A 14338-nucleotide genomic window follows, 5' to 3' on the forward strand; every position below is an offset into this window, starting at 1 on the left:
TATTTTTTACATATAAACTTTGATTTAATCACTGCACCAGCCATCGCTTTTAGCGATTTAGTTCTATAATAAAATTGCGACATAAAAATACCGTAAAATCCATTTACTAAAACTGTCTACAACATAGTTAACAATTTATAAATAATACGGTATTTGAAGAAGTTATTCTATATTTAATTTTTTATTTTTTAACTAATTTTTCATGATTTATAGCTTGCGGTGGTTGCTCAATAAGCCTGTTTTCATTCATAATAGTTATACCATCTTTTACATACTTCATAATTTTAGCCATAAATTTAGCATATTTAGCTTCCAAGTCTAATCTCATGCTTTGTGACATTGCCATTCCCTTATAATTTACTCCTACTGTTGACATCATCATAATATGGTATAACATTAATTTCTCCGAAAATGGTGGCTCAGTTGAATCAGTTACAAAAGATTCAGAGGTTGCTGGAATCGGAATATTCTGCTCTATTAAAAGGTCAATTAATTCCTTATTAATTTCCTCAGATAAATGCTTACCTTTAATAAAATACTCTGAGTCCTCTTTGTTTTTGGAGACCTGAGCAAAGCCTGTACAAACAGCGATTCCCATTGTATTTGTAAAAATAAGCGCAAATATATTAGTTATCTCTCTTGCAAGTAATGTGCGTTTTTCACCGAAAATATCAAATATAAAACTTTGACTTTCTATAAATTGAACTTGCTTATGTACTTCTATACGTGGAGCTTTTATAAAGATACCTTTAGATAATCTTAACTCAGCAGATTTATTATATAAATCTACACATTCAGTTACGCGTTTTGAAAAGTAATCTCGTATATCAGCACGTGCTATTTGGTTTAATATAACAGTATAATTGTGCATTCCTACTCTTGCCATAAAACTAATATAAGCTGCATAGAAGGTATCAGTGAATAAACGTGGAGCATTCAAATTTACGTCCTCATTAGTAAATCCATAAGGAATTGTTAATCCTTCCTGATTAAATATGTCTTTAATTATTGGAATATGTTGAGTTGATAAATCCAAAGTATGCTGCAATAAAACTCGTGTCTCATTATCTTCTACAGTTTTAAGAAAATGGCTAAGAACACATATTGCTAAACTATCACTTATATAAGAATCCCAAAGACCTGATATTTCAGAAGAAACTAATTCTATGTTTTTTATGTCTGCCATAAGAATAACCTCCTAAGATATTATGTATAAATTAGATTATCCTAAAAATTATTTTTTTATGTAAGATGTAGATTATAAGCATTTTATTAAATACCATACTATTCAATTTTCAACATTATAATTAAGTTTATCCTCAATATTTAGTTTGCAATAGTTCATATGTTGCACCAATTTATAAAGCGCGATTACTGAATCCTATAATAATATTGCTCCATAACTTAACTGCACATTCTCTTACTTTGATGGATATTCATAAATATTATAAGCTTTCTGTAGTGTTAATGAGAATAACTATCACCTAATATAAAAGCTGTCATAGTATATAGCACAAATATATATCTAGTAATAAACTCAGTTTATAAACAATTTTCGTGAGGTGATAGTTATGTTTGCACCATTATTAATCTGCTTGAGGGAAGGTATAGAAATATTCCTTGTTATTATTCCACTAGTTGTTTATTTCAATAAAAACAAAATGTACAATATGACTAAGAGCGTCATGCTGGGCGGCAGTTTAGGTGCATTACTCGCAACTGTAATAGCATCTGTAATATTCTCCCAGACCAGCCTTTTGAATGGCCCTGCCAGTGAACTATTTGACGGTTTGCTTGGTATTATACTAGCCGGTTTGGTACTTTACAGTGTGGTACTGCTCAGAAAAAGCAAAACCTTCAGCATTAATCCTGATGAAAACTTTGTTTCTTTAAGCCGCAGAGGAGTATCTGTAATAGCAGGCGTAACGTTTTTCAGGGAACTCTTGGAAGCAACATTGTTTATTCTAACAAGCTCAGGCACTTCGCCTCTAATAGTGACAGGCATGTCAATACTGGGCTTGGCAGGTGCCGCACTGGTTGTATTCCTTGTGACTAAGGGAATAAGCAACCTTAATATAAGCCTGGTATTCTATATACTCAATCTGTTTTTAATTGCACTAGGCGCTTATTATCTAGGTGATGGTCTTGAAGTATTGTTTGGAAGCTATATTCCTCAAATCTTTAAAATTGGCATGCTCGTATATGCTATTCCCAGCTATGCCATCATAATAAAGAAGGACTTAAAAATACTTTTAAGTAAGATAAAGTAGGAGAATTCGACTATGCTGAAAAATTTAAATCCCATATATCAGGCTTAATGCTTAATATATGGGATTAGTTTTTATTAGTAGTTATTTCCCTTTTACATTTTATCAGGAGCTTCTAATCCAAGCAGCTGAAGTCCCATTTCCAGGGTATCTTTTGTAATAGTAATAAGTTTAAGCCAGGACAGCTGCTTTTCTAAATCTTCCTCTTTTGCGATTATATTATCCTGATAGAATTTATTAAACGTATTAGCCAAATCGTAAATATATTCGCATATTCTATTAGGTGCTGTATCTTGAAAAGCTCCTTCTACTGTTTCATTGAAAGCAGTCAGCGTCAGCATTAAGTTTCTTTCTATAACACTGCATGGCTTAGCAAGTCTTAATTCATATTTATTAATTTGCTCTTTACACTTAACTAAAATTGATTTAATCCTCACAACGGTATAAAGTATATAAGGTCCAGTTTTTCCTTCAAAAGATGAAAACCTATCTATATCAAATACATAATCCTTTGTGATCTGGTTTGAAAGGTCTCCATATTTTAGAGCAGCTAACCCAACCTTCCTCGAAATTTCTTCTGCCTCAGACTCACTCAAGGATTTATTATCCTTTAATTTGGTCCTAACATTATCCTTAATCATTTTTATTAAATCCTGAAGCCTCATAACTCCGCCCTCTCTTGTCTTAAAGGGTTTGCCATCCTTGCCATTCATAGTTCCGAAGCCTATAAAATTTAATTTTAATTTTTCACTAGCAATATTTGTTTTTACCGCGCATCTAAATACCTGCTCAAAGTGAATTTCCTGTCTCTTATCAACTACATATATAATTTGATCAGGGTCATACTTCTTAATCCTCTCCCAAATAGTTGCTAAGTCTGTTGTGCTATAGAGTGTGGCACCATCAGATTTAAATAGTATAAAGGGCGGAACGGTATAATTATCTCCTTCTTTGGAAACATCGATAACTGTTGCGCCTTCGCTTTCATAAGTAAAGTTGTTGTCTTTAAGATAGTTAACCATTTCATCGATATATTTTTGACTGTCACTTTCACCCTTCCATAGGTCAAATTCCACATTTAATTCACTGTAATTTCTTTTAAGATCTTTAATTGAAACTGCAAGTATATGTTTCCAAAGAGCTATATAGCCTTTTCTGCCGTTTTGCAGTTCAAAAGTTGCTTTTCTAGCTTCTTCCATGGCCTCCTCATTGCTTTTGGCAAGCCTGCTTGCAGCAGGATATATTTCCTCAAGTTCATCTATTGTAAATGGAGCCTTCTCTGGGTATTCTCCATAATAGTTTTCATCAAAATAAGGCAGATCACCTTTACGTCTTCCAAGCTCACTAATTACCATACCAATCTGAAGTCCCCAGTCGCCTAAATGAACGTCGCCTATTACTTTATGACCTAAAAATCCTGAAATTCTCTTTATACTCTCACCTATTATTGCGGCACGAAGATGCCCCACATGCAGTGGTTTTGCCACATTAGCTCCACCATAATCTACAATAATAGTTAAAGGATTAGAAGCCTCAGTACATCCAAGCCTTTCGTCATTTCCCATTTTGCTTACATAATCAACAATAAAGCCGTCTTTCAATATAAAATTTATGAAACCAGGTTTAACTATATGAACAACTTCAAATATATCAATATTTTTCAGCTCTTCCACTACTGAATTTGCTATTTGCATAGGTGCTTTTCTATATTTTTTAGCCGCAGACAAAGCTCCGTTGCATTGAAACTGACAAATATCAGGCCTGTCAGATTCTGTGACTCTTCCATACTCTCTATCGTATCCCATTAGTTCAAACTTATCTTGAACAATTTCAGTTAAGATATCAATCATTTTTTTCATACTCTAACCCCCCAAATTTAATCTTGTTTGTCATATAAATAAAAAAACACCTGTCTCCTTTATAAAGAGACGGGTGTATATCCGCGGTACCACTCAAATTAACTAAACTTAGTCCACTCAAAACTTTAACGCAGTCAACGGCTTTTCCTCGCAATTGCTCAGAAAGCTTCTCAAAGGCCCGTTTCACCATTTTTTTCTTGCAGGACTTCCACTCTGTTCCTGCTCGCTGGCAGAAAAATTAATAGTTACTTTTTCCTTATCCTTGAATATTTGGCTAATTTATTTAAACTCTATTATATAGAACATTGTATTATGTGTCAACAATACAATCTAATAGATATTAGTTATTCCTTTTTAATCTTCGAAGTTATCTTAATTATACTATGTGCTTTACATCTTAAAAGTAATTCCAGAAGTATTGAACAAAACTTTCATTTGTAGTTTTAAAAAACGGCATGCCAACCTGACGTAGGTTAGCATACCATTACTTTTAATATAAGGCACTGTTTCTAATTAGATTAATTGTTATATCGTATAAGAAGATTGAGTATAAATTTTACGTTGATTACTATTATCTCCAACGCTTAAGAGTTGGTAATAAAGCAGTCATTTCGTTTCTTGCTTCTTCTTCGCCTATTGCTTTTCCCAAAACAGGTACAATTATCTCAATCATTTCTTTCATAGATATATTTGGGTCAATAAACTTTCCGTCTTTATAGCAATTTGTGCAGTAAATACTTTTACTTCCATCTCGCTCTGTTGCTATAAAATGTGCGTGTTCTTCGTTAAATGGTAAACCACAACTTTGACACATTGTTACTTCTTTCATTTTTATCATTCCTTTCGTATAGTATTTAAATACTCAATCAACAGTTCTCCTTAGTTTACAATTGAAACGTATAATATAAAAATTCATTATATATTAATTATAATGATAGAACTAATATTTTCAAGTTCATATTACTTAGTTCCCATTGCATATAATAATTTCTATATTTATTCTTACATAAATTTTGCGTCATTTGCAATAGCTTATAACTCAAATTATTTTCTCAAATTCACTGTAAATATATAAATATTTAAATAAATATTTATATTAATATATGAAGAAATATTTATATATTTAAAAGAATATGCTGATTTTATGCGGCTTTGGCCGCAAACACCATTTACTTTTGCATATTTATTGCTAAAAGAGTAAATGCAGGTGTATTAAATATGGGTAGAAAAAAAGCAGCACCTGAGACTGCTGATGAAATATTATGTTTTGATGAGGATTACTGTGAGGAGAATGGATTTATTCAAAATATGGAGGTTACTTACAATGTAGTCACCTGTTTCAATTTTATAGATACAGCTGACTCCTCCATCGAAGAAACAGAAATTTCTATTCCTCTCATTGATAACAGAAAACTTCAAAAACAACCTTACGGTAAAACTCCCAGCGTCGATGGAGAGCAGTATTCTGGATAAGGCTATTAGATATTACTTTGAAGCTGTTTTGGGAAAGTAGATAAGAAATATATTGAGGACTGAAGGAACCATATGGTTCCTTCTTGTTTATGGCTTTTCACTACTTAAATCAAAATTCCTGTTTTTTACTGATGTTATATTAATGACTAACAGCATCATACCTCCAGTAATAGGCATGATATACGTAGGTATAAGCTTCAGCAGTATTCCCGAAAGCAGCAGTGCAGCTGGGAGCAAAGTCTTTACAATGCTTATTCCTATACTCATAACCCTTCCCCTAAAATTCTCAGGTATGGTTATCTGCATCAAGTATGAAATAGGAATATCGATTAATGCAATAGCAAATCCAAACACAACCATCACCATGCAGTAATAAACCATATAAACGCTGCTTAAAAACTGAAGATTACTAAAAAGTATGGGCAATCCTATTAAAAGCATGGACAGTGATAAAATAACGCTTAACTTTTTTAGAAGCCTGGTATATGAGGTTTTTTCACTTATTTTTTTAACACATAATGCACCAATAATCATACCTACCGGAAATGCACCTTGTATAATTCCAAAGGATCTTGAATTTAATTTAAGAACGCTGTTAATGATGTATGGCAAAGGCACCGTGACTGAAAAGCCCAAGAAAAAGTTCAAGGAAATTAACATAATAAATAAGCTTTTGATATTTTCATTTGAACATATATAATTAAAGCCTTCCTTAATATCTCCTAACAAATTAACTCTTCCCGGTTGCTTATCATGATCATAAGACCTGCCGTTAAACCTAAAATCCATAAAGAACTCGCAGGCTGCAGAAAAAATAAAAGATATGCTGTTTACAATAATAAAGGTTCTTATATCAAATATAGCAAAAACCAAGCCGCCAATTACTGGTCCAAGAATTGAAGAAATTGAATTTATTAGCTTGCTTACGCTGTTAATATTGAGCAGCATTTTTTCTGATACAATATTAGGCTTAGCTGTTTCCATGGTTACGCTGAAGATAGTTGTAAATATAGTAAGCAGCAGAATAGATATATAAATCATTGCAAGTCTCAATCCATTTACAATACTTAATAGATAGACTATTATAAGAACAGCCCCGTTCAATAAATCCATTAAAATTACAAGCTTCTTTTTATCGAATTTATCTGCAATTACTCCTGCCAATGGGTTTACTATTATCATAGGTACAGTGCCTAAAATTAGAGATATTGCAAAGCTTAAGGATGAACCTGTAATTTTCAGTACATATAAATCCAGAGCGAAAGAAAAGATACAAGTTCCAAACACCGAAATAATATTTCCTATAGAATACAGCAGCAGGTTATTAAATTCCTTGTAGTCCTTTTTATTCTCTAACATCAATGCTATTGATCTCATATTAAAACCTCCATCAAATTCTTCTTTAATTTGATTATAAACTGTGGTCTTAACCCTCCATCAATAGGGCAAATTAAAAATTTTTAGAGCAAAAAACACTAAAAGGCAGGGTTAACCCTACCTTTTTCCAAGGAAAGAATAGCTGCATACCCTTTCCCCTTCCACAAAAAAGCTTTCATACCTGCCGCCTTTATCCGCGGTGTCTGAAGTTCTTTCTTCCATAAGCTTGTATTTTATACTTTCAATTTCCTGTTTTATATTTTTTATTAGGAAATTCTTCCGATACTTTCTTTCAATTAAACTGTTGCTGGTAAAATTCTTAAATGCAATAAAAGATCCAAGTAAATAAGCATCCTCTTTTACATAAGAATCCACGGATTTTAAAAGAAACTCCTCATGTTCAAAGCCGTAATTGCTGCTACCTGATATATCAAGAACAAAATCTACGGACCTTTCTTTTATCGGAATCTCAAGAAAATCAGAACATATAAAAATTATATTCTTAGGATTAGGAGCTCTTTCAATGAGCTTTTTTAAAAACTTATGCCTCTCCAAATTATGATCCACCGCAATATAAACACAATCCTCAGGCAATTGATTATAAATATTTCTAAGAAAGAATCCCGTACCTGTGCCCAGCTCAAGGAGTATTTTCTCATTGAGCTTCAAATTTTCTATTTTTCTGGAGGACCATTCCAATCCTTTATGCAGATTATCAAGATAGGATGTATTAGTTAAACTTATATAATCAGAAATATAATTGTCATTAAAACTAACAGCCGCTGTTTCAACAGGATTACCTGCCTTTAATATGCCTGATTCTATAATATATTCTTCTCCACAGCTGCATTTAAGAGTGCCGTTTATTATCTGATTATTGCTTATGCTGCCGTCCTTCAGCACAAGACTTCCATCGCATTTTGAGCATTTAAAAAGTTCCAGATTCTTAAGATTTATTCCCATTTCAAAAGCTGGCTCAGATGGTTTTTTAGACATAGCCACAATTTCAGTATTAAGTTTATCTTTTATTTGCAGGAGCTGTTCAATTTCCTCTGAGACTTTCCTATGCTTATTAATAAATAGTTCTCTATAGTAAATATACCCCTCATAGTCCGTAAGCCTTCCGAAGCTTTCATAAAAGAATATTATTTTAATTTCATTAAGATTAAAGCCTAAACCTTTTAAGTTTAGTATTTGTTCTAAAGCTTTTTGACACCTTGAATCGAAGTAATACTGACCGCCCTGCTTTTCAGGCAGTATAAGTCCCAAATCCATATAATGCCTTATTGTATCAATGCTTAGATTATTAGCCTGTGCAAATTTGCCTATTTTCATATTATCACCTATCATAATGATAAACTATTTTTTCGGTTTACAATATATCTTAGTGAAATTTATTATAAGAACCACCTTAGCTAATGAGAATAATATTTCTGCAATAAAATATGCTTTGCCTTATTTCTATATAATATTTATTTGCTTTCTATTTTTTTTACTCTTATACATATCTTTATCAGCAATATCTATTGCTGAATGCATTTTTGAAATTGATGTTTCCGAGTAAGCTAGTCCAATTGATATTTGAATAGGTAAATCCTTATTATTTTCGTTAAATACCTTTATAGTTCTTCGCATTTTAAGATAAAGGTCTTCAATCTCAGGCAAAGATTTATTTTTTATAATAACAACAAATTCATCTCCGCCTGTTCTTGAAACTACATATTCGTCATCATCAAATATTAATTGCATAACCTTTGCGGTACTTTTTATCAGGCTGTCTCCCTTTAAATGACCTAAAGAATCGTTAATATGTTTTAAATTATCCAAGTCACATGCAATAAGTTGACCATTCTCATCAAACTCGGGTATAAGGTAGTCTTCCACCCATATATAATGTCCGTCTTTATGCTTCATCCTTACCTGAAATATTTTTGAAAAGTCTGTATCACCTTTAATCTTTGTAAACAATGAAAGTTTATTTATAGTTACACTACAATCTCATAAAAGTTTATTTACAATTACATGCACACATTAATTGGAACTATTTGTGCTCAAAAAAACTTCCAGCTCATTTTTAAATTCTAAAGCATCAACAGATATTCCACCACAGCTTGTATCTGCAAATACAAGTATTCTGCAGCCATCTCGCTTCATTCCTTCAAGCCAGTATTCCAAAAACTCATATACATCAATTGATTCTATTTCAGTTTCCTTCCACTGATTTTCCTTACAGTACTTTGCAAACTCATAAGATGGCCACAAAGGCATAAGAGTTCTACCTTTATCATCGCTTATAGTTATCCATCCATTTTTGTCCTTTAGTCCGCAAACCTGCTCCGACTCAGCTACCCTATTAAAAAAGTACTTATACTTTCTATCTTCAGTTAAACAAAATATTTCTTCTACTTCACTGTAAGTCATTGTTTTCTCCTTAGTAATTTATTAAATTTCTATATTCATTCTCAAGAATACTCATATTAAGCAAAGACCAATATTCATCATTCATTTTTCTACATTCCCTGAGACTTCCTTCAACAATAAAGCCTGCCTTTTTATAACATGCAATTGCAGGCAAGTTAAAATCAAATACCCCTAAATCAACTCTATGCAAATTTAATTCATTAAAGGCAATATCTAAAGCAGCATTAACCATTTCTAAACCTATTCCTCTGCTTCTATGTTCATTCTTTCCTACAAGAACTCTTCCAATTCGTGCAGACAAGTTTGCCTTGTCTATCCATAATAATTGTATATGCCCTACTGTTTCATTTTCCTCAACCGATTTCGCACTAAACATCATATATTTAGGTTCTACTTCTGACATCATATCAATCTCATGTTTTAATTGGTTTTCAAGTGAATCCAAAGTATATGACGGCCCTGCCCACTGAAGTAAAAATTCTTTATTTGGTATCCACGAGGTTAATTCCAGTATGTCTTCATAACTAAATTTTTCAAGCTTAATTTTCATTTGAATACCCCTTTGTAATTTTATAATTATAAATAAGAAACAGTATATAAGCCAAAACACAGATAACTACACAAATTGTAAAAGCTGATGGCATAGAGATATCAGCCGTTTTACCAATAATAACGTTAACTCCAGCTGCAGTCAGATCTCCAAACATAGCAAATACGGATAATAATGTGGCCCTGTCAGCATTGCCTATATTCTTATTTTCAATATCTAAAACTATAGGATAAATTATAGCTGCACTGCCGCAGATAAGAACTATTGATAATATAGTCAGCACCGCATTAGACGTTAATACAAGTGCCATGCAGCTTATAATGATAGTTATATATAAAATCTGAATAACTCTATTTTTACCAAGCTTAATGCTGAACTTATATGCTTTGATTGATATTAGACTGGCTATCTGCATAATCATAGTCAACATTCCAAAATATTTAATATTTATTCCGCTTCGAAGATATTGTGACTGGTTTAGAAATACACTTACTACCTGAACTACCTCATTTATCAATGCGAAAGAAATTACCAATAATATAATATTTTTGTTTTTAAGAGCTTTAAGTAAGCTTTCTCTAAGCTTTGGCTTTTCTTCATGCTGCACTTTAATATCTTTTATAAACAATGTTAATATTGATGCCGCCGCATAAGGAATAATAGTCCAAAATACCGTACTATTCATGGATTGTCTTACAATTATTGAAAAGATAATCGATGCAATTAGATATCCGCCGGTTGAAAAAGCACTATATCTGCCAAATATTTTTTCACCTTCCTCATGCTTGACGGATGAATATAAAAGGGCTATATCACAGCCTGATATTCCAGCTAAAGAGGCGGATAATAATACTCGTTCCAAAAAGAACATTTCAAAAGAATTTGCTTTATAAAAAACTATTTTTGATATAAAAAATAAAAAATTTGAGATGAGAAGAGTTTTCTTATAGCCAAACTTATCTGCAAACCATCCCCATGGAATTTCAAAAATAATCATTAATATCCATGATACCGATTCTATCAAAAACATGTTTGATAAAGATAAGTTTCTGCTTTGCCTGTACAAGGTAGCAATAGGCCCATAAAAAACGAGACCCTGAAGAAAGACAATAATGTACATCAAATATACATTGATCTTTTTATTCAATTTTAATACACCTCCAAAATTACACGACAAAAAAACCTACGAAAGGTTAATTTGAAAATCATCTGTAAATTTAAGGCGCATTAAATTGGTCTATACATTTTTTATCTCCTTCAAAATTTAATAATTATATTATATCACTATGGATAATTCTGTATATAGATATCACGATATCTATGGATAAATTACTTTAAGTTAAGGTCACGTTAAAGTATATCGTTGATTTTATTGCATTATAAAAAGAGGTCAACCGACCTCTTTGCTTCGCTATATTTGAATAACTGAAATTAACATGTTTAATTTATATGCTCAATATTACCAACATTCATAATGTACTATATCTTCGAGATTCTTTCTTGGACGAGCTTTAGGAGTTTCATCGGGATAGCCAATAGTTATAACTCCAACTACATATTTGTCAGAAGGTATATTTAAAACTGGCCTAATCTCTTCTTGTGTAAACTCAGCAACCCAGCAGGCTCCTAATCCTGAATTATTAGCCTGTAGAAACATGTATCCTGCTGAAATCGAGGTATCCCTAATTATTCGTTTCACTTCATCCTGTGGACTATTATCATCCAAATAAACATCTATATCTTCTTTTATTCTACAACGTACATCTGCAACACATACTATAAAAACAGGAGCCGTAAGCATCCATTTTTGATTATGAGAAGCCTCCATTACTTTTTGTCTCATCTTTTCAGACTTTACTACTATATAACGCCAAGGCTGTGTGTTATTACCTGATGGAGCAAGTCTTCCGCTTTCGAGTATCTCAGTTATTTTTTCACTTTCAACTGGCTTGTTATTATACTTTCTTATGCTTCTACGTGTTTCAATTTCTTTAATCATTTATTATTTTCACTTCTCTCAATAATGTTCTAGTACGCTCTATTTTACAACTGCGTATTAATTTAAGCATACAATAACCGTATAGCATTACATGTTAATTAAATTTATGATTTTCAACAGCCTCATTTATTCTTTTTTTCTTACTGTTTTTACTAAGCCTCTACTTCAGAAGTACAGTGAGGGCACCTAGTGGCATCAACATGTATTTCACTATAACAGTATTTGCATAACTTGGTTTTAGCAGGAGCAGGTTCAGGAGCTTCCTTCTTCCTTGTAAAGCGGTTTATTTGTTTTATTACTATAAATATTGAAAAAGCAATTATTAAAAAGTCCAAAACGTTATTCAAAAATACTCCATAATTTATAGTAGCTACCCCGGCTTTTTTAGCTTCTTCCAAAGTATTAAAATTTCCGGCCTTAAGCGGTATAAACCAGTTGGTAAAATCAAGCCTTCCAACTAAAAGCCCTATCAATGGCATTACAATATCGCTTACTAAGGATGAAACTATTTTTCCAAAAGCCCCTCCGATTACAACACCCACTGCTAAATCAACCACGTTTCCTTTCATGGCAAACTGTTTAAATTCTTTCCACATAATTTCTTAGCCTCCTTTTAGTCGAAGCACTGAGTAGTTTAAAACTCTCACTCCGCTTGAAATTAAATTCTATAAATATTATATCACTCATTGTCTTTATTCTAAACATTATGCGAGCTATAAATCTTCAACATACTTTCAGTTCTCCTTATAAGTTCCTCCCGAACATTTGCTGGTTCAAGACATTCACATTTGTCTCCAAAGCTTAGCAAAAGGCTGTAGCCAAAATCATCTGCTACAAAAGGAAAGCTCACAAGCAATTTATTATCTCCGTATACCTCAATATTTTCCTCTTCGCAGTATTCAATTATTCTATCTCTCAGAGATTCGTGGACCAAGAGCTTTATTGAACTAATTCTCTTCTCTACGTGTTCCCAGGCACCTAAAACTAAATCACTTAGCTCTCTAGGAGTAAAGGCATCCTCAAGAACTTGAAGCCCTCCGATGCGGGACAACTTAAAAATTCGAAAGTCCTGTCTGGAATCACAGTAGCCTTGCAGATACCAGTTTGACTCCTTTAACACAAGTCTATAGGGCTCAACCTTTCGATTAGTTTTATTATTATTTCTATCAGAATAATTAAAGCTCAATAACTTCTTATCATTAAGCGCTGTTTTGATTTTTTCAAGGTTAGGTTGCAGGTTCTTATTTCCAATCCAAGGGGAAAGATCTATAGTAATCTGATTGGATTTTAGTTCAATCTCCCTGACCTGTTCAGCCGGAATCATACCTTTTACCTTTGCAAGTGTATTAGTAATTTCATCATTGGATATTGTGGAAGAGATACTTCCAAGCCCCATTAAAAGCGTTGCAACATCAGATGTAGTAAAAAGCTTCTTATCAATTTTATATTCCTCCATAATTCCAACACCCCCATTAACGCCCGGGTAGGAAATTATAGGTATGCCTGCTAAGTTTAGTGTCTCTATATCTCTATAAATAGTCCTTGGTGTTACTTCAAACATCTCTGCAAGCTTTACTGCGCTAATCTTTCTGCGCTCAAGCAATACCATAACTATTGAAATCAGCCTTTCAATTTTCAAATTATATCAATCCTTTATTTTAATTTATTTAATCTTATAACCATGACATACTGCTGTCAAGGTTACCTGTTAAAATAAAAATGTACCATAAATAAATCACAAAAGGAGAATGAAAATGGATTTTTTAAATGAATTTAATAGAATAATGGAAGGCACCAAAAATATTGCTTTAGCAACTTCAGTTGATGATATTCCTAATGTACGAATTGTAAACTTTTATTATAATCCTGAAAATAGGGGCGTTGTTTATTTTGCATCCTTCAAAGGAAGTTCCAAGCTCCTCGAGTTTTCAAATAATAATAAAACATCCTTTACAACCGTTCCCGTAGACAGCAGCGAACATGTCAGAGTCATTAACGCTTTAGTTCAAAAAAGCAATTTGACTATATATGATTTAAAAGAGGAGTTTGTTAAAAAGCATCCTGACTATGAAGTAACCATATCTCAAGCCGGCCACATGCTGGAGGTGTATGAGCTTCATTTTAAAGAAGCAAACGTAATTTTAGGCATCAAGCAGGCTGCTAAAATAACCTTATAAATTAACATAACGTGTTGTGCTAGTTCAACTAACCTGTATAGATATATAAAATATGTAGAAAGACCATTGAGCGAGCAATTAGAAATTCTTAGTGAAGGAAAAGATATAAAACTTTAGTGTTGTTCGTTTGTTTGAGGTACGAGTTTAACGAAAACACTTAGTTTTATGGCTATTCCTTCGCTTAGAATTCCTTTGCGCAGTGAATAGTTCTTAGA

At 32.5% G+C, this 14338-nt stretch carries 15 protein-coding genes and 1 other annotated feature; of the genes, 3 read left to right on the forward strand and 12 right to left on the reverse strand.

From position 1 onward, the window contains the following. Window positions 1–181: 181 nt before the first annotated feature. Complete coding sequence (locus JK636_RS00295; RefSeq protein WP_202746842.1) at window positions 182–1186, reverse strand: DUF3231 family protein; 1005 nt, start codon at window positions 1184–1186, stop codon at window positions 182–184. 385 nt (window positions 1187–1571) lie between these two features. Between JK636_RS00295 and JK636_RS00300 the strand changes: the two genes are divergently transcribed. Next, window positions 1572–2270 (forward strand): FTR1 family protein, encoded by a 699-nt coding sequence (locus tag JK636_RS00300; protein WP_202746843.1) that lies wholly within the window; start codon window positions 1572–1574, stop codon window positions 2268–2270. 92 nt (window positions 2271–2362) lie between these two features. On the opposite strand, the gene argS is transcribed toward JK636_RS00300, so the two are convergent. Both argS and JK636_RS00310 read right to left on the reverse strand, forming a co-directional pair. Further along, a complete protein-coding gene (argS, locus tag JK636_RS00305) occupies window positions 2363–4126 on the reverse strand; it encodes an arginine--tRNA ligase (RefSeq protein ID WP_202746844.1) in 1764 nt (587 codons plus the stop codon). 62 nt (window positions 4127–4188) lie between these two features. Beyond that, window positions 4189–4398 (reverse strand) — a binding site (T-box leader). 299 nt (window positions 4399–4697) lie between these two features. Next, window positions 4698–4955, reverse strand: coding sequence for a zinc ribbon domain-containing protein (locus JK636_RS00310; RefSeq protein ID WP_202746845.1), 258 nt, complete (start codon window positions 4953–4955; stop codon window positions 4698–4700). A gap of 389 nt (window positions 4956–5344) precedes the next feature. Here JK636_RS00310 and JK636_RS00315 point away from each other — a divergent pair, with 389 nt between their 5' ends. Next, window positions 5345–5599: a hypothetical protein gene (locus JK636_RS00315; protein ID WP_202746846.1), complete on the forward strand. Its 255-nt coding sequence runs from the start codon at window positions 5345–5347 to the stop codon at window positions 5597–5599. Window positions 5600–5686: 87 nt separating this feature from the next. Here the strand turns inward: JK636_RS00315 and JK636_RS00320 are convergent, their stop codons facing one another. The 9 genes from JK636_RS00320 to JK636_RS00360 form a co-directional block, all read right to left on the reverse strand. Next, window positions 5687–6976 carry an MFS transporter gene (locus tag JK636_RS00320; protein ID WP_202746847.1) on the reverse strand — a complete coding sequence of 430 codons (1290 nt, stop codon included), beginning with the start codon at window positions 6974–6976 and terminating at the stop codon, window positions 5687–5689. A 117-nt stretch (window positions 6977–7093) separates the two neighbouring features. Further along, the gene (locus JK636_RS00325) at window positions 7094–8311 is read right to left on the reverse strand and encodes a MerR family transcriptional regulator (protein WP_202746848.1); all 1218 of its coding nucleotides are present in this window, start codon (window positions 8309–8311) and stop codon (window positions 7094–7096) included. Between the two features lie 126 nt (window positions 8312–8437). After that, window positions 8438–8944: a sensor domain-containing diguanylate cyclase gene (locus tag JK636_RS00330; protein WP_274601578.1), complete on the reverse strand. Its 507-nt coding sequence runs from the start codon at window positions 8942–8944 to the stop codon at window positions 8438–8440. Window positions 8945–9007: 63 nt separating this feature from the next. Beyond that, window positions 9008–9397 carry a DUF2750 domain-containing protein gene (locus tag JK636_RS00335; protein WP_202746850.1) on the reverse strand — a complete coding sequence of 130 codons (390 nt, stop codon included), beginning with the start codon at window positions 9395–9397 and terminating at the stop codon, window positions 9008–9010. A gap of 10 nt (window positions 9398–9407) precedes the next feature. Then, on the reverse strand, window positions 9408–9947 hold the full coding sequence (locus JK636_RS00340) for a GNAT family N-acetyltransferase (protein WP_202746851.1): 540 nt from the start codon (window positions 9945–9947) through the stop codon (window positions 9408–9410). Next, the gene (locus JK636_RS00345; RefSeq protein WP_202746852.1) at window positions 9937–11094 is read right to left on the reverse strand and encodes an MFS transporter; all 1158 of its coding nucleotides are present in this window, start codon (window positions 11092–11094) and stop codon (window positions 9937–9939) included. Before JK636_RS00345 ends, JK636_RS00340 begins: the two co-directional genes overlap by 11 nt. A gap of 312 nt (window positions 11095–11406) precedes the next feature. Next, the gene (locus JK636_RS00350) at window positions 11407–11946 is read right to left on the reverse strand and encodes a nitroreductase family protein (protein WP_202746853.1); all 540 of its coding nucleotides are present in this window, start codon (window positions 11944–11946) and stop codon (window positions 11407–11409) included. Window positions 11947–12098: 152 nt separating this feature from the next. Next, window positions 12099–12542, reverse strand: a complete 444-nt coding sequence (gene mscL, locus JK636_RS00355) for a large conductance mechanosensitive channel protein MscL (protein ID WP_202746854.1) — start codon at window positions 12540–12542, stop codon at window positions 12099–12101. 101 nt (window positions 12543–12643) lie between these two features. Continuing rightward, the gene (locus tag JK636_RS00360; RefSeq protein WP_202746855.1) at window positions 12644–13585 is read right to left on the reverse strand and encodes a helix-turn-helix transcriptional regulator; all 942 of its coding nucleotides are present in this window, start codon (window positions 13583–13585) and stop codon (window positions 12644–12646) included. 115 nt (window positions 13586–13700) lie between these two features. Between JK636_RS00360 and JK636_RS00365 the strand changes: the two genes are divergently transcribed. Then, a complete protein-coding gene (locus tag JK636_RS00365) occupies window positions 13701–14123 on the forward strand; it encodes a pyridoxamine 5'-phosphate oxidase family protein (protein WP_202746856.1) in 423 nt (140 codons plus the stop codon). Window positions 14124–14338: the final 215 nt, after the last annotated feature.

Source organism: Clostridium rhizosphaerae (assembly GCF_016765585.1).
GTDB classification, from domain to species: domain Bacteria; phylum Bacillota; class Clostridia; order Clostridiales; family Clostridiaceae; genus Clostridium_AT; species Clostridium_AT rhizosphaerae.